This window comes from Dactylosporangium sucinum (genome assembly GCF_014647515.1).
Lineage (GTDB): Bacteria > Actinomycetota > Actinomycetes > Mycobacteriales > Micromonosporaceae > Dactylosporangium > Dactylosporangium sucinum.
Genome location: NZ_BMPI01000069.1, coordinates 1 through 25,618 on the forward strand (window position 1 = coordinate 1; position 25,618 = coordinate 25,618).

At 72.5% G+C, this 25,618-nt stretch carries 24 protein-coding genes and 1 tRNA gene; 13 read left to right on the plus strand and 12 right to left on the minus strand.

Annotation, left to right across the window (positions count from 1 at the left end):
• Positions 1-1,070: sigma-70 factor domain-containing protein (locus IEZ31_RS44750; RefSeq protein ID WP_268241749.1), on the minus strand; the 1,070-nt coding region annotated here is incomplete at its 3' end.
• Positions 1,071-1,326: 256 nt separating this feature from the next.
• On the opposite strand from IEZ31_RS44750, the gene IEZ31_RS44755 reads away from it, so the two are divergent.
• A complete protein-coding gene (locus tag IEZ31_RS44755) occupies positions 1,327-2,133 on the plus strand; it encodes an inositol monophosphatase family protein (RefSeq protein WP_190256242.1) in 807 nt (268 codons plus the stop codon).
• Positions 2,134-2,136: 3 nt separating this feature from the next.
• Here the strand turns inward: IEZ31_RS44755 and IEZ31_RS44760 are convergent, their stop codons facing one another.
• Positions 2,137-2,676 (minus strand): LytR C-terminal domain-containing protein, encoded by a 540-nt coding sequence (locus tag IEZ31_RS44760; RefSeq protein ID WP_190256243.1) that lies wholly within the window; start codon positions 2,674-2,676, stop codon positions 2,137-2,139.
• A gap of 357 nt (positions 2,677-3,033) precedes the next feature.
• Here IEZ31_RS44760 and IEZ31_RS44765 point away from each other — a divergent pair, with 357 nt between their 5' ends.
• Both IEZ31_RS44765 and IEZ31_RS44770 read left to right on the plus strand, forming a co-directional pair.
• Entirely contained in the window at positions 3,034-3,330 is a 297-nt protein-coding gene (locus IEZ31_RS44765; RefSeq protein WP_190256244.1) for a DUF4193 domain-containing protein, read from the plus strand.
• Positions 3,331-3,411: 81 nt separating this feature from the next.
• Complete coding sequence (locus tag IEZ31_RS44770; RefSeq protein ID WP_190256245.1) at positions 3,412-4,200, plus strand: hypothetical protein; 789 nt, start codon at positions 3,412-3,414, stop codon at positions 4,198-4,200.
• Here IEZ31_RS44770 and IEZ31_RS44775 read toward each other — a convergent pair.
• Positions 4,171-4,629, minus strand: a complete 459-nt coding sequence (locus tag IEZ31_RS44775; protein ID WP_190256246.1) for a DUF3093 domain-containing protein — start codon at positions 4,627-4,629, stop codon at positions 4,171-4,173. The two genes, IEZ31_RS44770 and IEZ31_RS44775, sit on opposite strands and share 30 nt — an antisense overlap.
• Positions 4,630-4,681: 52 nt before the next feature.
• Between IEZ31_RS44775 and dut the strand changes: the two genes are divergently transcribed.
• The 4 genes from dut (at position 4,682) to IEZ31_RS44795 (ending at position 7,101) form a co-directional block, all read left to right on the plus strand.
• On the plus strand, positions 4,682-5,161 hold the full coding sequence (gene dut, locus IEZ31_RS44780) for a dUTP diphosphatase (protein WP_373294790.1): 480 nt from the start codon (positions 4,682-4,684) through the stop codon (positions 5,159-5,161).
• Positions 5,158-5,901, plus strand: a complete 744-nt coding sequence (locus tag IEZ31_RS44785) for a DUF3710 domain-containing protein (protein ID WP_190256247.1) — start codon at positions 5,158-5,160, stop codon at positions 5,899-5,901. Before dut ends, IEZ31_RS44785 begins: the two co-directional genes overlap by 4 nt.
• A gap of 63 nt (positions 5,902-5,964) precedes the next feature.
• Positions 5,965-6,357 (plus strand): OB-fold nucleic acid binding domain-containing protein, encoded by a 393-nt coding sequence (locus IEZ31_RS44790; RefSeq protein ID WP_190256290.1) that lies wholly within the window; start codon positions 5,965-5,967, stop codon positions 6,355-6,357.
• 24 nt (positions 6,358-6,381) lie between these two features.
• On the plus strand, positions 6,382-7,101 hold the full coding sequence (locus IEZ31_RS44795) for a DUF3159 domain-containing protein (RefSeq protein WP_190256248.1): 720 nt from the start codon (positions 6,382-6,384) through the stop codon (positions 7,099-7,101).
• Between the two features lie 518 nt (positions 7,102-7,619).
• Here IEZ31_RS44795 and IEZ31_RS44800 read toward each other — a convergent pair.
• Both IEZ31_RS44800 and IEZ31_RS44805 read right to left on the minus strand, forming a co-directional pair.
• A complete protein-coding gene (locus IEZ31_RS44800; protein WP_190256249.1) occupies positions 7,620-8,312 on the minus strand; it encodes a potassium channel family protein in 693 nt (230 codons plus the stop codon).
• Between the two features lie 3 nt (positions 8,313-8,315).
• On the minus strand, positions 8,316-8,981 hold the full coding sequence (locus IEZ31_RS44805) for a potassium channel family protein (RefSeq protein ID WP_190256250.1): 666 nt from the start codon (positions 8,979-8,981) through the stop codon (positions 8,316-8,318).
• A gap of 97 nt (positions 8,982-9,078) precedes the next feature.
• On the opposite strand from IEZ31_RS44805, the gene IEZ31_RS44810 reads away from it, so the two are divergent.
• The gene (locus IEZ31_RS44810) at positions 9,079-11,073 is read left to right on the plus strand and encodes an APC family permease (protein ID WP_194517325.1); all 1,995 of its coding nucleotides are present in this window, start codon (positions 9,079-9,081) and stop codon (positions 11,071-11,073) included.
• The gene (locus IEZ31_RS44815; RefSeq protein WP_229836815.1) at positions 11,070-12,233 is read left to right on the plus strand and encodes a class I SAM-dependent RNA methyltransferase; all 1,164 of its coding nucleotides are present in this window, start codon (positions 11,070-11,072) and stop codon (positions 12,231-12,233) included. Before IEZ31_RS44810 ends, IEZ31_RS44815 begins: the two co-directional genes overlap by 4 nt.
• Positions 12,234-12,401: 168 nt before the next feature.
• On the opposite strand, the gene dxs is transcribed toward IEZ31_RS44815, so the two are convergent.
• From dxs to IEZ31_RS44850, 7 genes are all read right to left on the minus strand, one after another.
• Positions 12,402-14,369, minus strand: a complete 1,968-nt coding sequence (gene dxs, locus IEZ31_RS44820) for a 1-deoxy-D-xylulose-5-phosphate synthase (protein WP_190256251.1) — start codon at positions 14,367-14,369, stop codon at positions 12,402-12,404.
• Positions 14,370-14,448: 79 nt separating this feature from the next.
• The gene (locus IEZ31_RS44825) at positions 14,449-15,705 is read right to left on the minus strand and encodes an ABC transporter substrate-binding protein (RefSeq protein WP_190256252.1); all 1,257 of its coding nucleotides are present in this window, start codon (positions 15,703-15,705) and stop codon (positions 14,449-14,451) included.
• 18 nt (positions 15,706-15,723) lie between these two features.
• A complete protein-coding gene (locus IEZ31_RS44830; protein WP_190256253.1) occupies positions 15,724-16,737 on the minus strand; it encodes a hypothetical protein in 1,014 nt (337 codons plus the stop codon).
• A 62-nt stretch (positions 16,738-16,799) separates the two neighbouring features.
• Positions 16,800-17,117 carry a hypothetical protein gene (locus IEZ31_RS44835; RefSeq protein ID WP_190256254.1) on the minus strand — a complete coding sequence of 106 codons (318 nt, stop codon included), beginning with the start codon at positions 17,115-17,117 and terminating at the stop codon, positions 16,800-16,802.
• 137 nt (positions 17,118-17,254) lie between these two features.
• The gene (gene aroD, locus IEZ31_RS44840) at positions 17,255-17,980 is read right to left on the minus strand and encodes a type I 3-dehydroquinate dehydratase (protein ID WP_190256255.1); all 726 of its coding nucleotides are present in this window, start codon (positions 17,978-17,980) and stop codon (positions 17,255-17,257) included.
• Positions 17,981-18,064: 84 nt separating this feature from the next.
• On the minus strand, positions 18,065-19,621 hold the full coding sequence (locus IEZ31_RS44845; protein WP_190256256.1) for a TROVE domain-containing protein: 1,557 nt from the start codon (positions 19,619-19,621) through the stop codon (positions 18,065-18,067).
• A 113-nt stretch (positions 19,622-19,734) separates the two neighbouring features.
• Positions 19,735-19,817, minus strand: a tRNA-Pro gene (locus IEZ31_RS44850).
• A 318-nt stretch (positions 19,818-20,135) separates the two neighbouring features.
• Here IEZ31_RS44850 and IEZ31_RS44855 point away from each other — a divergent pair.
• The 4 genes from IEZ31_RS44855 (at position 20,136) to IEZ31_RS44870 (ending at position 25,579) form a co-directional block, all read left to right on the plus strand.
• Positions 20,136-21,506, plus strand: coding sequence for an outer membrane protein assembly factor BamB family protein (locus IEZ31_RS44855; protein ID WP_190256257.1), 1,371 nt, complete (start codon positions 20,136-20,138; stop codon positions 21,504-21,506).
• A complete protein-coding gene (locus IEZ31_RS44860) occupies positions 21,503-22,849 on the plus strand; it encodes an outer membrane protein assembly factor BamB family protein (protein ID WP_190256258.1) in 1,347 nt (448 codons plus the stop codon). The genes IEZ31_RS44855 and IEZ31_RS44860 overlap by 4 nt, the downstream gene beginning before the upstream one ends.
• 12 nt (positions 22,850-22,861) lie before the next feature.
• Entirely contained in the window at positions 22,862-24,151 is a 1,290-nt protein-coding gene (locus IEZ31_RS44865) for an outer membrane protein assembly factor BamB family protein (RefSeq protein ID WP_190256259.1), read from the plus strand.
• 66 nt (positions 24,152-24,217) lie between these two features.
• Entirely contained in the window at positions 24,218-25,579 is a 1,362-nt protein-coding gene (locus tag IEZ31_RS44870; RefSeq protein WP_190256260.1) for an outer membrane protein assembly factor BamB family protein, read from the plus strand.
• The last annotated feature ends 39 nt before the right edge of the window (positions 25,580-25,618 follow it).

Consider the following 25,618-nt stretch of genomic DNA (forward strand, 5'->3'; position numbering starts at 1 on the left):
TCGAACTTCTCGACCGCGCGGATCAGGCCCAGGTTGCCCTCCTGGATGAGGTCCAGGAAGGCCATGCCGCGCCCCGTATACCGCTTGGCGAGCGAGACGACCAGCCGGAGGTTGGCCTCCAACAGGTGGTTCTTGGCGCGCTCGCCGTCGCGGGAGATCCACATGAAGTCGCGCGACGCCGGCATCGTCATCGGCTCGCCGGACTCCTCGGCCGCCCGCAGCCGCTCCGCGGCGTAGAGGCCGGCCTCGATCCGCTTGGCGAGCTCGACCTCCTGCTCCGCGTTGAGCAGCGGGACCTTGCCGATCTGTTTCAGGTAGGCCCGGACGGAGTCCGCCGACGCGGTGAGCTCGGCATCGCGCCGGGCCTGCTTGAGCGCCTCGGACTCGTCGTCGTCCCACGCGAAGTCGTCGTCGGTCGCGGTCGCCTCGGCGTCGGCCTCGGCCGCCTTGACCTCGGCCGGCTCGTCGACGACGACGTCCTCGATCTCGGCGACCAGCGCGGCGTCGTCGAGCTCCTCAAGATCGGGCTCTTCGCCGGGACCGGCGGTCGGGGCGGCCGGCTCGGCGGCCTCGGCGGGCGACGCCTTCTTGGCGGGCGCCGCCTTGGCCGGAGCGGCCTTCTTGGCCGGTGCGGCCTTCGCCGCGGCGGCCTTCTTCGCCGGTGCGGCCTTCTTGGCAGGTGCGGTGGGCGCCTCGGGCGCGGCCTTCTTCACGGGGACCTTCTTCACCGCCATCTCATCCTGGGGGGACTCGACGGCTGTCAGCGGCTTGGCCGGCGCCTTGCGGGCGACCGGTGCTGCCTTGGCTGTGGCGGCCTTGGAAGCCGGGGTGGCGGACCGGGCGGCGGCAACCCTGCGGCGGCCGTTGGCCGAGTCGTCGACCACGACGGTTACTCCCGCCTCGGCCAGGCTCCTGAGCAGCTTCTTCGCGTGCGCGGGGGTTACGTCTGCGGTGTCGACCGCCTGCGCGACCTCCGCCGACGTGAGGTGGCCGCCGTTGGCGGCCGCACGTGCGATCAGCGTGTCGGCGAGGGAGCGTACGTCGACGCTGGGCTGGTGAGCTGCTGTCACGAACGACCTTCCGGTGCGATGAGCGAGCGACGGCCGATGCGGCCGAGTTCGCGCACGGCGCGGCCGTGCTGAGTGGCCGGGTTGCTTGTGGTGGCGCCCGCGTGCCGGGTCTCCGATGAGAGGCGGATTCACCAGCGCTCGGGCAGCGCGTGAATTGTAACGCTCTCTCGCTCCAACATCCCGCCTTGTGGGTCCCGGGCGCGCTTGTTGTGACCGAACGGATGGGACGAATCGGGTTTCGGGCGGCTTTGTAAGGATGGTGACCATGGATCAGCCGGCCGAACTGTTGGCTCTCGCCGTCTCCGTCGCCCGCTCCGCCGCCGCCCTGGCGGCCGGGATGCGGGCCAGGGGCGTCGACGCCGTCGCCACCAAGTCCACCGCCACCGATGTGGTCACCGCCGCCGACCGGGCGGTCGAGCGGCACGTCCGCGAGGCGCTGCTCGTCGCCCGTCCGGACGACGCGGTACTAGGGGAGGAGTTCGGGGCCACCCCCGAGCGCTCCCGCGTCCGCTGGATCCTGGACCCGATCGACGGCACCGTGAATTATCTCTACGACCTGCCGCAGTACGCGGTCTCGCTGGCCGCCGAGGTCGACGGGCAGGTGGTCGCCGGGGTCGTGGTCAACGCGGCGACCGGCAAGGAGTGGACGGCCGTCCGGGGCGGCGGCGCCTGGTCGGGTGACCGCCGGCTGACCTGCTCCGGCGAGACCGACCTGGGTCAGGCGCTGGTCGGCACCGGCTTCGGCTACGCGGCCGAGCGGCGGCTGCACCAGGCCCGGGTGCTCGCCGGCCTGATCGGCCACGTGCGCGACGTGCGGCGGTTCGGTGCCGCCTCCATCGACCTCTGCCTGGTGGCGGAGGGCGCGCTCGACGCCTACTACGAAAAGGGCCTCAACGCCTGGGACCATGCCGCCGGTGGCCTGGTGGCGGCGGAGGCCGGCGTGCTCGTCACCGGGCTGAACGGGGCACCTCCCGGGCCGGCCATGGTGGTGGCGGCGCCGCCTGCCCTCCACGGCCCACTGCACGACCGCCTGGCCGAGCTGGACGCGGCCGGCGGGCCGTGAAACCTATTCGCTTGCGCAGGTGCCCTCGGGCAACGTCGGGTTGCCCAGGGCGCCGATGGCCTGGTTGACCTCAGTGGTGGTCGGCAGCTGCTGAAAGCGACCGCCGATGATCACGTCGACCTGGTCGTCCTGCCGCGCCTTGTCGAACTGCGTCTCCGCCTGGTTCAGGAAATACGCCCGCATGAGCCAGGCGGCGCCGACGGTCTTCGGGCCGTAGCGGATGAAGGCCACCTCGTCGCCGGGCTTGTTCACCGGCGGGTTCGGCCCCGCCGTCTGGACCTTCGCCTCCTTGAACCGGCGGGCGAGGAACTCCTTCGACACGTCGCCGGCCAGGCCGGGCTTCCCGGTGGCGTTGTAGATGTTGAGCTTCACCTCTTCGGGCGTGGGGAGCTTCGCGTTGGCGACGATGGCGCCCTCGGCACAGCCCTCGGCCGCCTGGGGGCCGCTCTGCCGATCCTTGACCAGGGCGACGATCACGAAGATGGCCGCGGCGACGACGAGGGTGCCGACCACCGCGAGCGCCCTGACCCGCGCAAAACTCATGGTTGCTCCCCGCCCTGCCGCTGCTCCGTCACCAGTAAGACGCTCTGGCTGCCGGGAAGGTTAGCGCCTGCCGGCCATCGATGTTGCAGTCCCCACCCGGGATACCACAAAGTTCCTACCCGGCGTTGCGGTACGACTCCCCACGGAAGCGGGCGGGTGGCGGTATCGTCGCATCGCCGCGGCGCGGGCTGGTTCGGCGCCGTGGAAAGATCGTTGTGTCGCCTCGGTCACATTGGGAACAAGTTTCCGCGCGTGGGCGTACAACAAACGCACGAGGGGCGGTAAGGTACGCCGCCCGATCGACGTTATACCGGGCGCGATACCTACCGGCGACACGAAACAGGAGTGTGAACACCGATGGCCACCGACTACGACGCGCCACGTCGCGACGAGGTCGACCTCGGGGAGGACAGCCTCGAGGAGCTGAAGTCCCGCCGGACCGATGCGCAGTCCGCGATCGTCGACGTCGACGACTCAGAAATCGCTGAGAACTTCGAGCTGCCGGGCGCCGACCTGGCTGACGAGGACATGACGGTCAAGGTCCTGCCGATGCAGGCCGACGAGTTCCGCTGCTCGCGGTGCTTCCTGGTGCACCACCGCAGCCAGCTCGCGGTCGAGCGGAACGGGGAGCTGATCTGCCGCGAGTGCGCGTGATCCGGAAGTTGATCACGCGGAGGTGGCGCAGCCGTGCTTGAGTCATAGACGGCGACGTTCCGTACCCCCCGGAGGTTGACGATGGTCCAGTCGGTCCCCGCCGACGAGGCGGCCGAGAACGAGCCGGTCGCCGAGGCCGAGCTGTCCAACGCCGTCAGCCGGTTGACGGAGGAGGACACGCAAGCCCCGGAGCGGCGGCGGCTGCTGGGCCGGATCATGCGCGTCGAGCTGCGCGAGCGGGGCGTCAAGGACCTGTTCCGGCCCAAGAAGGCGATCAACTGGATCACCGACGCGGTGACGCGCGTCGCACCCCACGTCCAGGTGCGCGACCTGGAGACCCTGCGGGCCCACCACGGCGGCCTGGAGGGCGACCAGCTCGCCGAACGCCTGATCCGCAACGCCTCGCGGGTGACCGCGGGCATCGGCGCCGCCGGCGGCGGCGTGGCGGCCGTCGAATGGGCCGTGACGCCGACGCTGATGTCCGCCCCGGTCCTGCTGGCCGCGGAGACGGTGGCGGTCGTCGCCGTCGAGATGAAGCTCATCGGCGAGCTGCACGCCGTCTACGGCCAGCCCGTCCAGGGCACGGGCACCCAGCGCGCGGTCGCGCTGATCCAGGCCTGGGCCCAGCGCCGCGGCGTCAACCCCATGCGCGTCGGCGGCAGCGTCGCCGCGGCGATGGGCACCGCCCTGCGCAAGGAGCTGCGGGATCGGATCCTCAGGCGCTTCGGGCGCAATCTGAGCAGCCTGGGTCCCCTCCTCACCGGTGCCGCCATCGGCGGTTTCCTGAACCGGCGGGCGACGCTCGCGCTCGGCGCCGACATCCGCAAGGACCTGAAGGCCTCAGCGGACCCGCGCGTCATCGAGGGCTGATCGCAGGGCCTCCGGGTGCCGGGTGCTGATCAGCCAGTACGGCGTGGGGTCGGCCTCGTCGACCACCTGCACCCGCACGGCGCCGCCGATCCAGGGCCGCTGCACGACGAACGCCTCCGGATTCGCGTAGGGCCCCAGGAGGTCCCGCTTCTCGTCGGGGGTGAGGGTCGTCACCTCGCCGACGTACCGCAGTGGGATGTGCGCGTCGTCCACCCGCAGCTCGCCGTTGGACACCTCGACGCGGATGCGGCCGAGCCGCCACAGCCCCACGACGGTCAGCGGCAGCAGCACGAGGTAGGCGATCCAGGTCGCCGCGCCCGGCGCACCCAGCTTGACCTCGGCCGCCAGCGTGACGGCGATCGCCACCGCGGGCAGCCAGAGCCACCAGGCGACGGTGAGACGCTCACGGTACGGGTTCGGCTGTGCCACGTGTGCGAGGGTACGTGTTCAGGCGCCCGGCCGACCCGGCAGGATGGAGACCATGCGGATGGACGTGCTCATCAAGCGGCTCGTGCCCGATCTGCCGCTGCCGTCGTACGCCCATCCGGGCGACGCCGGCGCCGACCTGGTCGCGGCCGAGGACGTGGAACTTCCGCCGGGCGAGCGGGCCCTCGTGCGCACCGGCGTCGCGATCGCGCTGCCGGAGGGCTACGTGGGGCTGGTTCACCCGCGGTCGGGCCTGGCGGCCCGGCTCGGGGTCACGGTGCTCAACGCGCCCGGGACGGTCGACGCCGGCTACCGCGGTGAGATCCTGGTGAACCTTGTGAATCACGATCGGGTGACCACGGCGAAGATCAGCCGCGGTGACCGGATTGCCCAGCTTGTGATCCAACGGGTGGAGCGGGCACACTTCCACGTCGTCGAGGACCTTCCCGATACTGTGCGCGGGGCCGGTGGCCACGGGTCCACCGGCGGGCATGCCGGCCTGACGGCGGCAGCGGACTTGGAGGCAGAGCAGTGATCTTCTCGCGCAATCGCGGGAGCGGACGGCACGCCAAGGGCGACTCGCGCCCGCGCGCCGAGGCCGACCTCGACCTGACCGAGGACGACGAGGTCGAAGAGGCGTCGGCGGGCGGCAAGTCGGTGCGCACCGGGGGGCCCTACGACATCACCGAGGCTCCGGCCGGCATCGCCCAGCTCGACCTCGGCGCGCTGAAGGTGCCGGCGGTCGAGGACGTCGAGGTCCGGGTCCAGGCCGACAACGAGGGCAAGATCCAGCAGATCGTGCTCGTGTCCGGCGAGAGCGCCCTGCAGCTCGGGGTGTTCGCCGCGCCGCGCAGCGAGGGCATCTGGGACGAGGTCCGCGCCGAGATCCGCAAGCAGCTCTTCAACGACGGCGTCGCGGCCGAGGAGGCCGAGGGCGACTACGGCACCGAGCTGCGCGCCCGGGTCCGCACGCCGGACGGCCTGACCGACATCCGGTTCGTCGGCGTCGACGGCCCGCGCTGGCTGGTCCGCGCCGTCTACCAGGGCGCCGCCGCGGTCGACCCCTCCGTCGCCCCGGCCCTCACCGAGTGCCTGCGCAATCTGGTCGTCGATCGGGGCAACGAGGCCATGCCGGTCCGCGAGCCGCTCCCGCTGCACCTGCCCAAGGAGGTCGCCGAGGCGTCGGCCGACCCGGAGGAGCAGGCCGACGGCGAGCCGGTGAACGGCGACGGGGCCGCCCGCCGAAAGCCGTCACCCCGCCCCCGTCGCAAATAGCCGGATCTCGCGTACCGTCGTAGTGAGGGTGTCATGACAGCCAAGGAGGGTGGCACCGTCATCATGGCCACGGACAGTGAGAGCGCGGTCGAGCAGCGGGGGCTTCGGAAGTTCTTCCGCCGGCTGACCGCGAGCGACTCCGAGCTCGAGGCGGAAGAGCTGCAGCGCGACGCCAAGGAATGCGGCAGCATGCCGGCGCTGGCATGCCGGCGCGGTCAGGTGGTGAGCCTCAAGGGACGGCTGCGCACGGTGGTCTACACGCCGCGCACCAACCTGCCGACCCTGGAGGCCGAGCTGTTCGACGGCAGTGACCTGGTCACACTGGTGTGGCTGGGGCGCCGGCACATCGCCGGCATCGAGCCGGGGCGGGCGATCACGGCGAAGGGGCGCATCGCGGTCCGGGACGGCCGTAAGGTGCTCTACAACCCGTACTACGAGCTCGACACCCCTCGATAGCTCACCGATTGCGAATGGGGCCGGATGCAGCCAGCTGACAAGACCACCACGTCGTCGCCGGCCGAGGAGGAGCCGCTCCCGTCCTTCTCGGTCCAGATGTCCGAGCAGTTGGGCGGGGTGCGCGGGCTCGTCGAGTCCAGCATCCCGATCACGCTGTTCATCGTGGTGAACTTCCTCGGCGACCATTTCGAGTGGTGGTCCCTGCGCACCTCGCTGATCATCGCGGTGGGCGCCGCGCTGTCGATGGCGGCCTACCGCCTGAGCCGCCGCGAGCCCACCCGGCACGCCTTCAACGGCGTGTTCGGCATCGCCATCGGCGCGTACATCGCGTGGAAGAGCGGCGACGCCAAGGACATCTACCTGCCGGGCATGTTCCTGAGCGCCGGCTACGTGCTGGGCATGCTCGGCTCGGTCGCGTTCGGCCGCCCGCTCGTCGGCTGGCTGTGGTCGGTCATGCTCGACAAGGGCGCGACGCGCTGGTACGACAACATCCGCCTGCGCCGCACCTTCACCTGGCTGACCGTCGTGTGGGCCGCCGTCTACGCGGCGAAGCTGGGCGTGCAGGTGCTCCTGTACCTCGACACGGCCGAGAACGCCGACGACTGGCTGGGTGTGGCCCGGCTGGCCCTGGGCTGGCCGCCGTATGCGCTGCTGGCCGCGCTGACCGTGTGGCAGGCCCGGCGGATTCTGCGCAGCGACCCGGCCGAGCCTGAGTACCGCGCGGCCGAGCCCAAGCCCGCCTGACCAACACCGGCCCCGCCGCCGGCAGCGGCCCGCTCAAGGCCCGCCGCCCGGCGCTCGCTGTCTGCTGCCCGGCGCCCCGCGAGCCCGCTGCCCGGCGCCCGCTGCCCGCTGGCTGCTGCCTGGCGCCCGCTGCCCGCTGCCTGGCGCCCGCTGCCCGCTGCCCGGTGCCCGCGAGTCCGTGCCCGCGATCCTGGACTTGTGATCCCCGACTTATCCGAAAAAGCCGACAAATCCGGGACCGCAAGTCCAAGATCGCGGGCGCCGGTGGAGTTCGCGCGAGGGTGGAGCGGGGCGCTGGAGCGGGCGTGGGGCGGTGGGCCCGGCGCTGCCGTGGGCCGTGGGCCGTGGGCCGTGCGCGGCGCGGAACGGTTGGGGCGGTGGGGAGGGCGCGGCGTGGGACGGTGGAGCGGGCGCGGGAGGGTGGCGCTGACGGCTGGCCGCTGGCGTGGGCCGTTGGGCGGGCACGGGGGAGCGGAGCCGGCGGTGGGGCGGGGGAGCGGAGCGAGCGGCCGCGCGGGTCAGGCGTGCTTGTTGCGGGTCTTCTCGACGCTGTCGGCGCCCAGGATCACCGCGCGGACGGAGTCCTCCACCTCGGTGGTCACGACGAAGATCAGCTCGTCGCCGGCCTCCAGTGGGTCGTCCGGGGTCGGGACCAGCACGCGCTTGCCGCGCAGGATGGCGACCAGGGCCGCGTCGTGGGGGAGGGGGACGTCGCGCACCGGGTGGCCGACGTAGGGCGCCGACTCGGGCAGCGTGATCTCCACCAGGTTGGCCTCGGACTGGCGGAACGTCATCAGGCGGACCAGGTCGCCGACCGAGACCGCCTCCTCGACCAGGGCCGCCATGAGGCGCGGCTTGCTGACCGAGACGTCGACGCCCCACTGCTCGTTGAAGAGCCACTCGTTCTCGGCCCGGTTGATGCGGGCGACCACGCGCGGCACGGCGAACTCGGTCTTCGCCAGCAGGGACACGACCAGGTTGACCTTGTCGTCGCCCGTGGCGGCGACCACGACGTCGCAGGAGGAGAGGTCGGCCTCCTGGAGGCTGGACAGCTCGCAGGCGTCCGCCAGAATCCACTCGGCCTGCGGGACCCGCTCCGGGCGGACCATGCGCGGGACGCGCTCGATGAGCATGACCTGGTGGCCGTTGTCCACCAGCTCCTTGGCGATGGAGCGGCCCACGTTGCCGGCACCGGCGATGGCGATGCGCATGTCTCAGTGTCCCCCTTCGGGCGCCGAGCCGGTGACCTTCGTCACGGGTGCCAGCATCTCGTCGGTCAGCAACATGAAGGCGAGGTCGCCGTCCTGGATCACGGTGGACTCGGTCGGCAGCATGGCCAGGCCGAAGCGCATGAGGTAGGCCACGCGGGCGCCGCTGCGCAGCTCCAGCGAGCTGACGGTGTGCCCGATCCAGTCCGGATGCATCGGCACCTCGACGATCGAGACCGTGCTGGTCGGGTCGCGCCAGACCTCGACGTTGCCCTCGGGGACCAGGTGGCGCAGCATCCGGTCGGCGGTCCACCGCACGGTGGCGACGGTCGGTATGCCGAGCCGCTCGTACACCTCGGCGCGCTTGGGGTCGTAGATGCGTGCCACGACTCGTTCGACCCCGAACGTCTCGCGGGCCACGCGGGCGGAGATGATGTTCGAGTTGTCGCCGGAGGACACCGCGGCGAACGCGTCGGCCCGCTCGATGCCGGCCTGCAGCAGCACCTCCCGGTCGAACCCGACCCCGGTGACCGTCGTGCCGTGGAAATCGGACCCCAGCCGGCGGAACGCGTCGGCGTTGACGTCGACGACCGCGACCGTATGCCCGCGCTGCTCCAGGCTCTGCGCCAGCGTGGATCCCACGCGGCCGCATCCCATGATCACGACGTGCACGTCCCCGCCTCCGTCCGAACCACACTCGCGTTGAGCATGTCATGCGCGGGCGAGACCGGTGCACCGGGAGGCGTCGGGACCCGTACGCTTATTCGTCGTGGCCAGTCCCACCTCCCTGATGAAGCGGCTGCTCGTGGGCCGTCCGTTCCGCTCGGACCGGCTGAAACACACCCTGCTGCCCAAGCGCATCGCGCTGCCGGTGTTCGCGTCCGACGCGCTCTCCTCGGTCGCGTACGCGCCGGACGAGATCCTGCTGACGCTGTCGATCGCCGGCGCCTCGGCCTTTCTGATCTCGCCGTGGATCGGCGTCGCGGTCGCTGTGGTGATGCTCACAGTGGTCGCGAGCTATCGGCAGAACGTGCATGCCTACCCGTCGGGCGGCGGCGACTACGAGGTGGCGTCGGTCAATCTGGGCCCGCGCTTCGGTGTCGCGGTGGCGAGCGCGCTGCTCGTCGACTACGTGCTCACCGTGGCCGTGTCGACCGCCTCGGGCGTGGCCAACCTGGGCTCGGTCGTGCCGTGGGTCGCCACGCACAAGGTTGCCATCTCGATCATCGCGATCGCCATCCTGACCGCGATGAACCTCCGCGGCATCCGGGAGTCCGGCGCGGCCTTCGCCGTCCCGACCTACGGTTTCATGATCGTGATGATCGGCATGGTCGCGACCGGCTTCATCAAGATCTTCATCCTGGGCGACGACCTGCGCGCGCCGAGCGCCGGGCTGGTCATCCACGCCGAGGAGAGTCACATGACCGGGCTCGCCATGGCGTTCCTGCTCCTGCGGACCTTCTCCTCCGGCTGTGCGGCGCTCACCGGCGTCGAGGCCATCTCCAACGGCGTGCCGGCCTTCAAGGAGCCGAAGAGCAGGAACGCGGCGACCACGCTGCTGCTGCTCGGCACGATCTCGATCACCATGCTGCTCGGCATCATCATGCTGGCCCGCAAGACCGGCCTGCAGTTCGTGGAGAACCCCGACCAGATCGTCGGCGGCCCGTCGAACTACGTGCAGAAGACCGTCACCACGCAGCTCGGCGAGACGGTGTTCGGCGCCGGATCGATCATGCTTTACGTGGTCGCGGTCATCACGGCGCTGATCCTGTTCCTCGCCGCCAACACGGCGTTCAACGGCTTCCCGGTGCTCGGCTCGATCCTCGCGCAGGATCGCTACCTGCCCCGCCAGCTGCACACGCGCGGCGACCGGCTGGCCTTCTCCAACGGGATCATCCTGCTGGCACTGGCCGCCATGGTGCTGATCATCGGGTTCAACGGCGAGGTCACGCGGCTGATCCAGCTGTACATCGTGGGCGTCTTCGTCTCGTTCACGCTCTCCCAGGCGGGCATGATCCGGCACTGGAACCGGCTGCTGCGCACCGTCCGGGACAAGCAGACCCGCAACCGCATGATCCGGTCGCGCACGATCAACATGATCGGCCTCACGCTGACCGGCGCCGTGCTCATCGTGGTGCTCGTCACCAAGTTCCTGCTGGGTGCGTATATCGCCATCATTGCGATGATCGTGATCTATTTCCTGATGGTCGGCATCAAGAAGCACTACGACACGGTCGCGCGCGAGCTGACCCCGTCCGAGGACCGGCCGGTGCTGCCGGCCCGCAACCACGCGGTCGTGCTGGTCAGCAAGGTGCACCGGCCGACGCTGCGGGCCATCGCCTACGCGCAGGCCACCCGCCCCGACAGCCTCACCGCGCTGACCGTCAACGTCGACGACCACGACACCCGCAACCTGCAGGAAGAGTGGGAGCGCCGCGGGATTCCGGTGGCGCTGACCGTCATCGACAGCCCGTTCCGGGAGATCAACCGCCCCATCCTCGACTTCGTGCGCTCGAAGCGCCGTGACGCGCCGCGGGACGTGGTGACCGTCTTCATCCCGGAGTACGTGGTCGGCCGCTGGTGGGAGCATCTCCTGCACAACCAGAGCGCGCTGCGCCTCAAGGGCCGCCTGCTGTTCGAGCCCGGCGTGATGGTGACCAGCGTGCCGTGGCAGCTGAGCTCCATCGACGACGTCGACATCGACAAGATGGACGCTACGCTGAGCCGCGGCCCGAAGCGCGGCCCGCGCTCGCTGTCGTCGTGACACTGATCGAGCTCGAGGTGGGCCCGGTCGCCCACGGCGGGCACTGCGTCGCCCGCCACGAGGGCCAGGTGGTCTTCGTGCGCCACGCGCTCCCCGGCGAGCGGGTGCTGGCCCGCGTGACCGACGAACGCAAGGGCTTCCTGCGCGCTGACGCGGTGGAGGTGCTGCTGCCGTCACCGGACCGCGTCATCCCACCCTGCCCGTTCGCCGGCCCGTCCGCGTGCGGCGGCTGCGACTGGCAGCACGCCGACCCGGCCGCCCAGCGACGGCTGAAGCAACAGGTCCTCACGGAGCAGTTGGCCCGCCTGGCCGGCATTTCCGCGACGGTACCGGTGGAGCCGCTCCCCGGCGGCCCGCTGGGCTGGCGGACGCGGGTCCAGTACGCCGTCGGGGACGACGGGCGGCCCGGCTTCCACAAGCACCGCTCGTCGGAGGTGCTCCCGGTCGACCGCTGCCGCATCGCCCACCCGTCGGTGCAGGCCCTGCCGGTGCTGGCCGCCTCGTGGCCCCCGGGCTCGTCCGTCGAGGCCGTGGTCTCCTCGGAGGGTGACACGGCGGTGGTGCCCCGGGCCTCCCGGGCGGGCGGCGTCGCCGCGGCGGTCCCGAAGGTCCGCGAGACGCTGGGCGCCCACACCTGGCACCTGGACGCCACCGCGTTCTGGCAGGTCCACCCCCGGGCCGCGGCGGTGTTCACGGAGACGGTCCTGGAGATGCTGGCCCCGACCCCGTCGGACCGGGTCTGGGACCTGTACGGCGGCGCCGGCGTCTTCGCCTCCGTCCTCGCTCCCCACAGCGGCCCGGTGACGGTGGTGGAGTCCGACCGGCGGGCGGTGTCGGCGGGCCAGCGGGCGCTGCGCGAGGTGCCGAACGTCCGCTTCGCGCGGGGCGATGTGGCGACGGTGCTGGCCAACCCGCGTTGGCGCGCGGTGGACCTGGTCGTCCTGGACCCGCCGCGCTCCGGCGCCGGCAAGGCGGTGGTGGAGTCGATCGCGGCGCGCAGCCCGCGTGCGGTGGCGTACGTGGCCTGCGACCCCGCCGCCTTCGCCCGCGACGTCCGCACGTTCGCGGAGCGCGGCTACGGCTTGGCGAGGATGCGAGCCTTCGACAGCTTCCCGATGACCCACCACTTCGAGACGATCGGCCTCCTCCTCCCGTCCTGACGGCTCATGATCAAGGGAAGGATTTGGCTGCCCCCAGGACAGCCAGATTCTTCCCTTGATCATGGAGCGAGGTCGCGGCCGCGTGGCCGGGCCGAGGGAGGTCGCGGCCGCGTGGCCGGGCCGAGGGAGGTCGCGGCCGCGTGGCCGGGGCCGGAGTGGGGGGGGCGGTCAGCGGCGGGTGGCTCGGGTGCGGGTGCCCGACGTCGGGACCGACAGGGGCTGGTCGTCGAGGCCGCTCACCCACTCGGTCACCTGGCGGGCCACGTCCTGCGCGGTCAGGCCCAGGTCGGCCAGGATCTCGTTGCGGGAGCCGTGCGGGTGCCAGCCCTGCGGCACGCCCAGGTCGCGCAGCGGGACCCACACGTCGGCGTCGCGCAGGGACTTGGCGATCGCGTCGCCGACGCCGCCCGTGCGGATGCCGTCCTCGACCGTGACGACCAGGCGGTGGTCGCGGGCCAGGGCCACCAGCTCGACCGGCACCGGGCGGACCCAGCGCGGGTCGACGACCGTCACGCCGTAGCCCTGCTCGGCCAGCCGGGCCGCGGCGTCGACCGCCAGGTGGGCGAAGGCGCCGACGCTGACCAGCAGGACGTCCTTGCGGTCGTGCTCGGCGAGGACGTCGACGCCGCCGAGGCCGTCGACGCCGCCGACGCGGCGGAGGGCCGGGAGGTCGGCCGGGACGGCGCCCGTCGGGAAGCGGAGGATGGTCGGGCCGTCCTCGATGCCGACGGCCTCGCGCAGCTCCTCGCGGACGGTCTGGGCGTCGCGCGGGGCGGCCAGGCGCAGGCCGGGGACGATGCCGAAGACCGACATGTCCCAGATGCCGTAGTGCGACGGGCCGTCGGGGCCGGTGACGCCGGCGCGGTCGAGGACGAAGGTGACCGGGAGGCGGTGCATGGCCACGTCGAGCAGGACCTGGTCGAAGGCGCGGTTGAGGAACGTCGCGTAGACGGCCACGACCGGGTGCAGGCCGCCGATCGCCAGGCCGGCGGCCGAGGTGGCCGCGTGCTGCTCGGCGATGCCCACGTCGTAGGCGCGCTCGGGATACTTCTTCATGAGCTTCGCGATGCCCGTCGGCTCGGCCATGGCGGCCGTGATGCCGACGACGTCGGCGCGCTCGTCGGCGATCGCGACCAGCTCGTCGGCGAAGACCGCGGTCCACTTGAGGGCGGCCGGGGCGAGCGGCTTGCCCGTCTCGATGTCGAAGGCGCTGCTGGGGCCGTGCAGGCAGTCGGCCTCGTCCTCCTCGGCCGGGCGGTAGCCGAAGCCCTTGCGGGTCACCGCGTGGACGATGACCGGGCCGCCGAAGCCCTTGGCCTTGCGCAGGGCCGACTCGACGGCCTCGCGGTCGTGGCCGTCGACCGGCCCGACATACTTGATCCCGAGGTCCTCGAACATCGCCTGCGGCGCGACCGCGTCCTTGATGCCCTTCTTGACCGCGTGGAGCACCTCGTAGAGCGGCGGGCCGACGAGCGGCGTGCGGCCCAGCGAGTCCTTGACGAGGTCGAGCACCTTCTCGTAGCTCGGGTTGAGCCGCAGGTTGGACAGGTGGTCGGCCAGGCCGCCGATGGTGGGCGAGTAGGACCGGCCGTTGTCGTTGACGATGATCACCACCGGGTTCTTCGCGGCGGCGATGTTGTTGAGCGCCTCCCAGCACATGCCGCCGGTGAGCGCGCCGTCGCCGACGACCGCGACGACGTGCCGCGGCTCGCCGCGCAGCGCGAAGGCCTTCGACAGGCCGTCGGCATAGGACAGGGCGGTCGAGGCGTGCGAGTTCTCGATGAGGTCGTGGTCGCTCTCGGCCTGGCTCGGGTAGCCGGTGAGGCCCCCGCGCTGGCGGAGGAGGTCGAAGCCGTCCTGCCGGCCAGTGACGATCTTGTGGACGTAGGCCTGGTGGCCGGTGTCGAACAGGATGCGGTCCTTGGGCGAGTCGAACACGCGGTGCAGCGCGAGCGTCAGCTCCACGACGCCGAGGTTGGGGCCCAGGTGGCCGCCCGTGCGGGAGACCTTGGCGACCAGGAAGTCGCGGATCTCCGCCGCCAGGACGTCGAGCTGCTCGGCGGTCAGACCGCGGAGATCACCCGGCTCGCGGACCGTGCTCAGCAGGGAAGCGGCCTCGATCTCTTCTGCGCTCATGCCCGCCGAGTCTAGTGGGACCCCGCGAGGGCGCATCCGGGGCGGACCAAATCTTGACCGCTTCCACACACTTCCTCACTCACCGTCGCCGACCCGCGGCGGCGGCGAACCGGGCGGCGTCCTTGTCCTGCGTGAACTGGGACAACGCGGTGTCGATCTCGGTGCTCCAGGTGTTGTCGACGACCACCCCGTGGGTCATCGAGCCCACCACGCGGGTCCCCTCGTCCGCCCACTCGGCCATCGCGGCCGCCAGATATCCGGTGTACTTCGACGAGTCGGCGTCCGTGCGTGCCGGAACGGACCCCTTCTGCGGGTTGAACGCGTCCTGCCCGCTGACCGAGCCGCACGTGACCAGCCATTTCTCGGCCGCGGGTCGGTGCGGGGCGCCCTTCGGCAGGGTGAACGAGTCGGACAGGAAGTTGTAGACGCGGCTCGACCCCGGGCTGGCCACCGCCCCGTAGCCGGTGGTGAACGTGAGCCCCTTGGTGCGCAGGTAGGCGTCCACCCAGTCGCCCATCAGGTTGTACACCGCGGTACCGGCCACGACGTGGTCGACGGCGGCCTGCCAGTCCCCGACCGCGGTCGCGGCGTCGGTGAGCGTGAGCACGTCGGTGAACAGGTGCAGCGCCTGCTGCACCTGCCCGCCGCCCCAGTCGGTGCCGCCGTTCCACAGCCCGGTGTACCCGTCCGGGCCGAGGGCGCCGAGCAGCACGTTCTCCAGCAGGTGCTTCTGCGTCCAGAGGGGACCGATGGACAGCGGGGTCAGGTTCCGCGACCGCAGCCCGTCCGCCTGGGCCAGGAACTCCGCCCAGGTCGCCGGTGGGGTCAGGCCCAGCCCGGCGAGCGTCTCCGGCCGGTACCACAGCAGGTTGGAGCGGTGGATGTTCACCGGCACCGAGTAGATCGCCCCGTCGAACGTGATCGCCTCGACCAGGCCCGCCGGGAGCTTGGCGCGCCAGCCCTGCTGGTCGTAGAGGTACCGCAGATCCTCCACGTACCCGGCCGCGATGTCGGCGGCGAGCTCCTGGCCGGCGTGGATCTGGTACGAGTCCGGCGGGTCGTCGTTCTGCAACCGCGTCGCCAGCACCGAGCGGGCGACGGTCCCGGCCCCGCCGGCGACGGCCGCGTTGTCGAAGTCGACCCCGGGGTACTGCCGGCGAAAATCGGCGACGAGGGCCTCCAGCCCCTCCTTCTCGCCGGGTCCCGCCCACCACGAGAAGACCTCCACGCGGGTGTCGGTCGCGCCGGGGGCCGGCTCGCCGTCGGAGCAGGCCGAGCCGGCCGGCAGGCCCAGCAGCGCCAGGCCCGCCAGCACGCTCCGGCGGCTATGTCCCATTCATGCAGTATCAACCCATCAAGCGGGCGGGGCGCCCCACTCCGGCGACGCGGCCGGCGCCAGTTCGATCTCGCTCGCCAGCCGTGCCGTGCTCAGCCCGGGCTCGATGCGGCTGCGCATGTCCGCGTACGCGGTCAGGGTCAGCGGGGCGGTCAGCACCGAGCCGGCCGCCGAGAGCAGCGCCGAGATGACGGTGCCGATGATGATGCCGACCGTGAGCGCGCCGGTCAGCACCGGGCCCCTGGTCTCGAAGTTGGTGGTCGAGAGCGACTCCACGCCACCGAAGCCGAGCTGGATCACCTGGGCGATGATGCCCGCGACGATCGCGACGCCGATGCCGATGCCCCACACCGTCGCCACGCGGGCGATCGAGGAGCCCAGGTCGCCGTGGAACAGCTGGAAGCACCGGCTGATCACGTTGGTGCGCTCGAACGTCACCACCACCGGCAGCACCAGGAACACCGCGATCATGTAGATGCCGGGCAGGATGCAGGCGCAGAAGCCGACGATCGTGATGAGGCCGGCCAGCAGCTGCCAGCCGATGAGCGGGAAGACCCGCTTGCCCGCCATCGCGAGCGAGCGGCCGATCTGCGGCTGGTAGCCGGAGGCGACCGAGACGGCGATGTGGTTGCTGGCGATCACGATCGCGAACTGGACCAGCAGGTTCACGAAGACGCCGAGCACGCTCAGGCCGAGCACCCCGAGCATGGGGCCGAAGTCGATCTCCGTGGTCGTCGTCGTGCCGGTGGTCTGCGGCAGTTGACTCTGCAGGTACACGAGGTACAGCGCCTGCGGCACCGAGACCAGGATCGTCACCACGACCCCGACCGCCTGCAGGGTCGCGAGCGGTTTCCAGGCCGTCTTGAGGATCGCGATGGTCCGCTGCCACCAACCGCCGTAGTTCGGGCTGATCAGCGGGTCGTACCCGGCCTGCTGCCCGAAGACCGGCACGGCGTATCCGCCGGTGGGCGCGGCCTGGTAGTAGACGGGGTACGGCTGCGGTTCGCCGGGCCCGGGCGGGGGCTGCGTCATGGTTCCTCCGTATCGCGGTCAGCGCCTCACGGCACGACCTACGACGATAAGGCCCACACGCATCATCCCTGAACAGGCGGTGGGTCGATCATCGAGGAGTAGATGAGCGTCAGCACGAGCCCGGTCACCCACAGCGTCACGCACCACCGGATGCCGGCCTTGCCGCGCAGGTACTGCACCGCGACGACCGAGCCGGCCACCATCAGCGCCACGCCGACCGACCAGACGGTCCAGGCCGCGGTGCTGCGCTCGACCTCGCCGGAGTGTCCGATGCCGAGCGCCGCCCGGCCGAGCCCGAACACGAAGACGGCCGTGAACAGCACCACCGCCTGCGCGACCGACTTGCGAACGGCCCGCCACGGATCCTTCGTCGCGGTCATGCGTCCTCCGCTTCGCTCCGGCCGCATGCCTTCCACACTGAGCCGATGATGACCGGCCTCCTCCGCTTCGCTCCGGCCGCATGCCTTCCACACTGAGCCGATGATGACCGGCCTCCTCCGCTTCGCTCCGGAACCGGTCATGAGGCGCGCCGGGCGGCGAAGGCCGGCGAGAACCGCTCCAGCAGCGCCACCGTCTCCGCGAAAGGAAGCTGGCCGGGCGCCGGGTGGCCGCCGATCGCCGAATACGTGATCCGGGACCCGAGCAGCGGGAAGAAGACCCTGGACGCCGCCCCGTCGCCGCCCATGCCGATGACGATCATGGGGATCGAGTCGTACCGCAGCAGCAGCGCCGACAGCGCCCGCACGTCGTCGGGACCGTGCGCCATCGTGCTGATCTTCACCAGATCGGCGCCCGCCGCCCGCGCCCCCTCGACGATCTCGGCGAGCCGGTCGGCCGGCGGCGTGGCGACGAAGTCGTGGTGCGAGACGACGACGAGCCTGTCCAGCGACCGCGCGGCGGCGACGACCCCCGGCAGCACCTCCGTCGCCGAGAGCTCCACGTCCACCGCGTCGACCTCGGGCAGCAGCGCCTCGTAGAGCCGCAGGCGCTCGGCCTCGTCGCCCGGCCAGTGCCCACCCTCGGTCTTCGACCGGACGGTGGCCAGCGTCGGCACGCCGCGGAACGCCCGGACCCGGTCGACGACGTGCGCCGGGTCGAACGAGGAGAACCAGTCCACGCGCAGCTCGGCGACGTCCACCCCGAGGTCCCGGACCCGGGCGGCGTCACCCTCGGCGTCGTCGTCGCCGAAGCTCACCGCGACCAGCGGCACCCCGTCGGCGAGCCGCTCGCGCAGCGTTGCCATGACTCCCCCTGCCTGTGAAACGACAGGGGGAGTCTACTGTCAGCCTTCAGGCGAGCCTCCCGCCCGGCCGCCGCGCTCGGTTCCTCAGAACGGCCACTGTCCGTCCCGGCCCGACTCCAGCAGCGGGATCATCGCGAAGCCGGCGTCGGTCAGGCCGCCGAACGTCCAGCGGCCCATCTTGAGCGGCGTGTGGCCGAGCCGGTAGCCCGCCAGGTTCCAGGTGAAGATCGGCACGACCCCCGGTACCGCCGAATCCACCGACGTGTCGAAGGACGCCTGCTCGTCGGTGAGGATCACGACCCGGTCGTGGTGGGCGTAGCGCTCCCGCACCGCCTTGGCCGTCGCCGTGCCGCCGTTGTGGAAGTGGCCTTCCGCCCGGAACCGCTCGATCGCCCGCAGCACCGACTCGCCCTTGCGGAGCCGGAACTCCGTGGTGTGGCCGGAGAACGACACGATCGTCGCCGACGCGCAGCGCGACGCGAGCGCGATGCCGAACACGACCGCCGCGTCCCACCGCCGCAGCGTGCCGTCGCGGGAGAAGCCCGAGTTCATCGAGCCGGACGTGTCGATGAGGATCAGCGTCCGCCCGCTCAGCTCCGGCACGTTGCGCAGGCTCAGCGTGAGCGCCGTCTCCAGCGCCTGCGCCCACCGCAGCGACGGCGCCGCCCGGTAGGCCGACAGGAACCGCATCGGCAGCTGCCTCGACCGGGCCACCTCGTCCGGGTCGGCCAGCCGCGCCGCGACCCCCGCCGCGACCCCGTCGGGCACGCCGGCCTCGTCGAAGTTGCGCAGGTTGCGCAGCAGCGCCATGTAGCCCATCGACGGGATCAGGGCGGTCCACAGGGCCGCCTTGTCCACCCCGGGGCCCGCCATGGACAGCGCGTCCTCCCAGGTCATGCCCGCCCGCGCGAGCCGCTCCGAGTCGAGCAGCACCGCGGCGCCGTCGGCCCGCAGCCGCTCGTTCGCGGCGAGCATGCCGAGCGAGGCCGGGACCGGCAGGTCCTCTCGCCGGTGCCGGCGACCCAGCGCGTAGGCGAACAGGTCGCCCTGCCAGGGCGCGGCCGGCACCGGGTGGGTCAGGTCGACCACGTCGCCGAACCGGAAGGCGTGGCTGGCCGTGTCGTACTTCAGCAGGTTTCGCTCGGTGTACAGCCGCCGGACGGCGTCGGCGACGCCACGCTTGACCGGCTTGGGGATCGCCCGCCCGTGCCGCGAGATCCAGTATGCGAGCAGTTCCCCCGGCTCGTCGGCCCGCTGCAGCACGCTCGCAACCACGGCCCGGTTGTCCCCGGTGGCGCCGGCCGCGAGGCGCCCGCGCACGAACTCGGCCGCGCCGACGATCGACGCCGTGCGCAGGTTCGCGCCGGTGCGCAGCCAGCCCAGCAGCCGCGCGGTCCAGTCGGGGTCCTCGACGGCCACGGTGCGGACCAGGCTCGCGAACCGTTCGTCGCGCTCGCCGGCCGCTTCGTAGAACGTCTGCTCGCCGACCATGTTCGTCACGGCCAGCAGGAAAAGCTCCGACTTGGCGTCGCGGCCGTATCCGACGCCCCCTTCGAAGGTGCGTCCGGCCGGGCGCGCAGAGCCCTTCAGCGGGCCCTTTCCGAGCGCCGCCTTGACCTTCTTCACATTGAGCTTCGCCATTGTTTCCCATTCCTGGGAAGGCGCCCGAAAACGTGCCGGGACGGAGCGCCCCGAGATCCTGTCGGCGCCGGAACGTTTAGCGCTCTGTCCAGGCTGAGCTACGTCCCGGGGAGACGGGACGGCGGGATTCGAACCCGCGACCTCTCGATCCCGAATCGAAGTAACCGGCGCCTGCGCACCGGGACGCCTCGACCCGTCACGTTGTCGGGCACCGACCCGAGTTCGAGGCGCCCGCGGTGGCCATTTTTACAGAATGAAGTATCCGCGGGCTGCGCACCGGGCGGTGCGAGATCGAAGGTAGCAACGCTCCGGTGCGACGTCGCGGCATTTTTGTTTGGGCTTGCCCGCGCGGCGATGATGAGTGGGTGACCGAGTTCGCCGCGCGCAACACCGCCAGGTTCCAGGACTACGAGCGCACCCTGAAGCGGCGCCGCTGAGGCCCGGGGAGGCCGCAACCGGCGGGGTCGCGTGGGACTCTTCTCTGTGCAGCAGCCGGGCAGAAGGGGAGCCGCGCGTGCCTGAGCCGATGATCGAGCTGGATCTCACCGCGCCGTGGGAGCCGGGCGAGAGCGCCGGCCCGCCGCCCAACCGGCGGCGGGCGCGGCGGGTCGCCGGAGCGGGGATCGTCGCCGTGGTGGCCGCCGGGGTGCTCACCGCCGCCGGGCCGGCCCGGGCCGACACGCCCGTGTTCGCGCTCGACTACCAGGTCACCGGGGTGCACCTCGCCGGCGGGCGGGTGTTCGCGGGGCGGTACAAGCCCGCCGGGGCCGGGCAGGAGCTCGAGGCGCTCGACGCGCGCACCGGGCGGCTGCTGTGGAGCCTGCCCATGGAGCAGCACGAGTATCTCCGCAGCGTCACCGCCGGCGTCGTCGTGCTGGTGCAGGAGCGCGGCGCGCCCGAGGACGGCGTCACCGACCTCGCCGTCCACGACGCCGCGACCGGCGCGCGGCTGTGGCAGCGGACCGCCGTGCGGGTGCTCGGGCGGTTCGGCGGCCGCGTGCTGATCGAGGAAGTGACCGGCGGGACGCGGGACGCGCGGACCGTCGTCGTCACGGAGTTGGCGGACGACGGCGGCGGGATCCGCAACCAGCCGCCCGAGCAGCGCGAGCAGCATCTCCTGGCGCTCGACGAGCGGACCGGTGCGCCGGCCTGGCGGATCGACGTGCCGAAGGGCAACCTGCTGTCGTTCGAGTTCGGCGGCAGCTGGGAGGTCCTGCGGTCGATGGCCGAGCTGACGCCGGCCGGCGAGCTGCGGCAGCGCGACCCGCGCGACGGCACCGTCACGAAGACCGACCGGCTCGACTGGTCGGGGGCGGCGTCGTGGTTCGACGTCAGCGGCGGGGAGGTCGTCGTGTACCCCGTCGGTGCGGTGGGCGGCGACGTGTACGACCGCGTGTCCGGCCGGCGGCTGTGGCACTGGCAGGACCTGGGCCACTTCGGCGGGCTCGGCACGTGCGCGCCCGGCCTGTACTGCGTGCAGGACCAGGACGGCACCACCGCCGTCGATCAGCGGACCGGGCAGACGCGGTGGCGCGTCCAGCAGTACAACAGCATCCTCGGGCTGACCGAGCACGCGATGATCATGACGGTCTGGGAGCCGCCCGACCTCGCGCCCGGGCCGATCGCCGCCGTCGACACGCGGACCGGCCGGCCCACCACCGTGCTCGAAGGGTGGTTCGCGATCCAGCCGTCCGGCGCCGGGGTCCTCGTCTGGAAGCCCGTCGGCCAGCGCGAGGCGGTCCTCGCCCGGCTCGACCCGGCGACCGGCCGGGTCCAGGTGTTCGGGCGGCCGCAGGACTGGTTCGGCCGGCCGGAGTGCGTCGCCGAGGGCGACACCCTCGCCTGCGTCGCCGTCGGCGGCCTCACCGTCTGGCGGCTGCCATGATGATCGAGCTCGACCTGAGCACGCCCTGGGAGCCGCCGCCCCCGCCCCGGCAGCGGCGCCGCTGGCCCCTGGTCCTGCTGGTGGTCCTGGTTTCCCTGGCCGCGTTCTCGGCGGCGGTACCGCAGGCGCGCGCGACCCCGGCCTTCGAGGTCGAGCACAACGTGCTGAGCGTCGACGGTGCCGCCGGGCGGGTGTTCGCCGGGCGGTTCGGGTCGGTGGGCGGCAACACGCGCCTGACGGCGTACCGGCTGCGCGACGGCGCCGAGCTGTGGACCGTCCCGATCGAGCCCAGCCAGCACTTCACCTACGTCGACGCGGACGTGGTCGTGCTGAACACGACCTGGGAGGAGAGCGGTAGCGGCCCGGCCACCACCGTCACCGTGCTCGACGCGGCCACCGGCGCCCGCCGCTGGCAGCGCGGCTACGTGCAGGTGATGGGGCGTTACGGCGGCCTCATGGTGGTCGCGGACCTCGCCGCGACCAGGGGCTTCCCGCCGTTGCCGTACGACCCCAGCCAGGATCCGACGGTCAACCCCACGCCGGTGCCGCGGGCGCAGCGGTACCAGGGTCTGGACGAGCGCACCGGCGGGGTGGCCTGGACCGTGGACGTGCCGCCCGGCTCCCTCGCCGAGGCCAGCTGGACCGGGACCGGCTATCGGCTGGACGGGTTCACCGAGCTCGACCCGTCCGGGGAGCTGCGCCGGCGGGACCTCGCGACCGGGGCCGTGACCGAGACCCGGCAGCTGCGCTTCGCCGGCACGCTCTCGTCCTACGCGACCCACGGGGAGCAGGTGGTCGTGAACCTCGCCGGGCAGCGCGGGGCCGACGTGTTCGACCGGGCCAGCGGCGAGCGGCGCTGGCACTGGGCGGGCGACCAGTTCAACTGGCTGTTCGCCTGCGGGCCGCAGCGGCTCTGCGCCGGCGACGAGACGGGGCTCGACATGTTCGAGGCCGGCACCGGGCGGCTGCTGTGGCACCTCGACCGGTATGCCAACTTCCGGGGGTACGCCGGCCACAGCCTGCTCCTGGCGAGCTTCGAGCAGCCGTCGGCCGAGCATCCGGAGATCAGGGTCGTGGACCCGGACACCGGCCGGGTCGAGCGCTCGATCGAGGGCTGGCGGGCGCTGGCGTCCGACGGGGACCGGCTGGTCGCCTGGCGCTCGACCGGCTCCTACAGTGCGCTGCTCGCCACCGTCGAGCCGGCGACCGGCAGGGTCACCGTCTTCGGGCGGCCGGGCGAGTGGTACGGCGCCCCGGAGTGCACGGTCACCGAGGGGAGCCTCGCCTGCGTCGTGGTCGGGCGGCTGTCCGTCTGGAGACTGCCGCCGGAGCCCGCGGCTTAGCACAATGGAACCGTGCCGGTGAGCACGGTCACCATCGACCTGGGTGTGATCGACGACCGCTGGGCGATCGACGCCGACCAGCGCCCTTCCGGCCTGTCCCGCGGCTGGGGACTCTTCGGGGTGGTGGCGCTGCTGCTGTCGCTGGTGTCGGCGGTACCGCTGCCCGAACCCCCGCACGAGGTGACCCGGCAGCCGCTGCGCGGCGGGGAGTTCCACCTGGCCGGCGGCGCGCTGTTCGTGCTGGAGAGCCACCGCACCCCGACGCCGGTGCAGGCGTTCGACGCGCGCGACGGCGAGGCCCGCTGGACGTACACGGCGCCCGACCTGGCCACGCTGTCCTACGCGAGCGTTGCCGGCGACCTCGTCGTGTTCTCGCCCGACCTGTGCCGGTCCGGGGTCACCGGCACGACCGTCGGGCTCGACCTGCGCACCGGCTCTGAGCGCTGGCGCTCGACCGGCGTGCCGGTCCGCACCGCGCCCGGCGTCTCCGGCACGGTCGTGCTGCGCAGCCTGTGGTCCGACGGCTGCACCGCGCTCACCGCCGGCACCCCGACCGGCGGGACGCTGCGCTGGCTGGCGATCGACGGCGCCGGCCGCACGCTGTGGGAGACCACGGTGGAGCCGGGCACGCGCGTCGCCGTCGACAGCGCCGAGGCGGGCGCCGGCTGGGCGGCGCTGCTCGACAAGCGCGGCACGGTGGGCGTGGTGGACTTCGCGACCGGGGCTCGCGCGGCTACCGGGGTCACGGCCGGGTCCGAGGACCTCGTCGAGGCGGCCGGCGACCTGCTCGTGGTGGTGTCCGCGACCACGCTCGCGGCGTACGACCGGCGGTCCGGCTTCGCGGCGCGCTGGACCGTGCCGCTGCCGGCCGAGCGCACCGACCACTTCGCCGTGCGCCCCTGCGGCCGGGCGCTCTGCGTCGTCGGCCGCCGCACGGTGGTCCTCGACCCGGCGACCGGCACCCCACTGTGGACGGTCCCGGGCCGCCCGCCGCTGACCGAGGTGCCGGGCGGGCTGCTGTCCGGCGCGGGCGCGTCGCTGCTCGACCCGGCGACCGGCGTCGCGCTCGGCGACCGCTCGGACTGGGCGGTGCTCGGCGTGGCCGGCCCGCGGCTGCTGCTGGGCCTCGTCTCCGGTGTGTCCGGCGACGACTCGACGCTGCTCGCCTGGTCGACCGGCGGGGACCCGGTGCCGTTCGCCACCGTCGGCGACGTCATCGGCGGCTGCGAGCTGGACGGCGGGTCCGTCGCCTGCCGCACGCCCGACGACGATGTCGTGCTGATCCGGTTGCCGGCCCGCTGACTGGCGACCTTCGCACGCCTGGGGGACATTGGACTGGTGGGCGAGCCTATGATTGATCTCGGTGAATTGAAGCCAGGACCGGCCGACGAGATCGACTTCGGGCTGCCACCGGCCACGGCCGGCGACGCGAGCCGGCGCCAGTGGCCGATCGTGGCGGTCCTCGCCCTCGTCGTCGTGCTGGCCACCGGGTCGCTGCCGGCGCGGCAGATCGAGGAGATGGGCGTGCTCGCCGACCACACCGTCGGGTTCGTCGCCGACCGGAACGCGCTGTACGCGCTGCGCGACGAGCCCGCGCTGACCGCGTTCGACTGGCGCACCGGCGAGGTGCGCTGGACCAAGTCGATGGCGCCCGACAGCGGGCAGGTGTATCTCGCCGCCGACCGCGCCTACGTGCGCCACCGTCCCTGCACGAACACCGTCGGCTGGAGCCTGGAGCGGCTCGACCCGAACACCGGGGAGCAGGCCTGGATGCGGTCCGGCGCGCCGGTCGCGGTGATGGGCGGGCCGCCCGGGAAGCCGCCGGGGCTGCTCGTCGTCGACGAGCGCTCGCCGAGCTGCCCGCCGGTCGTGCCGGCCCGCAACGCCCCGCAGACCTCGGTGCGGATGTCCGGCCTCGACGCCGAGACGGGCGTGATCCGGTGGGCGTTCGAGATGCCGGAGGGTGGCCGGCTCGTCGCGTCCGAGGTGCCCGCCAGCCAGCGGTTCGTCATCTGGTACCCCGGAGGCCACACCGAGGTCCGCGACGCGAGCACGGGCGCGGTCATCAGCGGGCTCGACCTGCCGGAGCTGGCCGACGGGCCGCCCACGAGCGTGCGGATCGTGGGCGCGCTGCTCGTCATCGTCTCGGTGCGCAACGACGGGGCGCTCATCACGGCGTACGCGATGGAGCCGCTGCGGTACCTGTGGCATCAGCTCTTCCGCTCGGCCGAGCCGGTCCCGATCGCCGAGCTCGCCTACGGCCCGGTCGTGGTCGCCTGCGGGCCGATGCTGTGCGTGCCGAACTGGCGGGACATCGCCGTGCTCGACCCGGCCACCGGCGGGCAGCTGTGGCGCCGCCCGATCCAGCTCGACGGCGCCGGCTCCGGCGTGCTCGTCGCCCGCGACCGCGGCGACTTCATGCGCATCCGGGTCGTCGACTGGCGCACCGGCCGGGACCTGACCGACCTGCGCGGCTGGGGCGTGGTCCCGACCGCGACCGACGGCACCGACGTCGAGGACGTCACCGCCGCCGGGGTCGGTGCGTCGCACGTCGTCGTGCAGAAGCCCGACGGCGACACCTCCCAGATCGCCCGCATCGACCTGCGCACCGGTGAGGTGACGCCGCTGGGGACGGTGTCGCCCATCCCGTCGCGCTGCGCGATGCGCGGCCAGCGGCTGTCGTGCCTGGCCGACGGCGACTCCGTGCACCTGTGGCGGCTTCCCGTCTGACGTTACGGTTACTCACGCGGACTTCACAGCCGGTGGACG

What these genes read in the sequence shown, in the direction of transcription:
- IEZ31_RS44770 (WP_190256245.1), top strand. Translation starts at nt 3,412, where the DNA reads ATGGTCCAGTCGGTCCCCGCCGACGAGGCGGCCGAGAACGAGCCGGTC.
- IEZ31_RS44825 (WP_190256252.1), bottom strand. Translation starts at nt 15,705, where the DNA reads ATGGGACATAGCCGCCGGAGCGTGCTGGCGGGCCTGGCGCTGCTGGGC.
- aroD (WP_190256255.1), bottom strand. Translation starts at nt 17,980, where the DNA reads ATGGCAACGCTGCGCGAGCGGCTCGCCGACGGGGTGCCGCTGGTCGCG.
- IEZ31_RS44845 (WP_190256256.1), bottom strand. Translation starts at nt 19,621, where the DNA reads ATGGCGAAGCTCAATGTGAAGAAGGTCAAGGCGGCGCTCGGAAAGGGC.
- dxs (WP_190256251.1), bottom strand. Translation starts at nt 14,369, where the DNA reads ATGAGCGCAGAAGAGATCGAGGCCGCTTCCCTGCTGAGCACGGTCCGC.
- IEZ31_RS44835 (WP_190256254.1), bottom strand. Translation starts at nt 17,117, where the DNA reads ATGACCGCGACGAAGGATCCGTGGCGGGCCGTTCGCAAGTCGGTCGCG.
- IEZ31_RS44800 (WP_190256249.1), bottom strand. Translation starts at nt 8,312, where the DNA reads ATGCGCATCGCCATCGCCGGTGCCGGCAACGTGGGCCGCTCCATCGCC.
- IEZ31_RS44860 (WP_190256258.1), top strand. Translation starts at nt 21,503, where the DNA reads ATGATGATCGAGCTCGACCTGAGCACGCCCTGGGAGCCGCCGCCCCCG.
- IEZ31_RS44795 (WP_190256248.1), top strand. Translation starts at nt 6,382, where the DNA reads ATGCAGCCAGCTGACAAGACCACCACGTCGTCGCCGGCCGAGGAGGAG.
- IEZ31_RS44790 (WP_190256290.1), top strand. Translation starts at nt 5,965, where the DNA reads ATGGCCACGGACAGTGAGAGCGCGGTCGAGCAGCGGGGGCTTCGGAAG.
- IEZ31_RS44755 (WP_190256242.1), top strand. Translation starts at nt 1,327, where the DNA reads ATGGTGACCATGGATCAGCCGGCCGAACTGTTGGCTCTCGCCGTCTCC.
- IEZ31_RS44830 (WP_190256253.1), bottom strand. Translation starts at nt 16,737, where the DNA reads ATGACGCAGCCCCCGCCCGGGCCCGGCGAACCGCAGCCGTACCCCGTC.
- dut (WP_373294790.1), top strand. Translation starts at nt 4,682, where the DNA reads ATGCGGATGGACGTGCTCATCAAGCGGCTCGTGCCCGATCTGCCGCTG.
- IEZ31_RS44765 (WP_190256244.1), top strand. Translation starts at nt 3,034, where the DNA reads ATGGCCACCGACTACGACGCGCCACGTCGCGACGAGGTCGACCTCGGG.
- IEZ31_RS44760 (WP_190256243.1), bottom strand. Translation starts at nt 2,676, where the DNA reads ATGAGTTTTGCGCGGGTCAGGGCGCTCGCGGTGGTCGGCACCCTCGTC.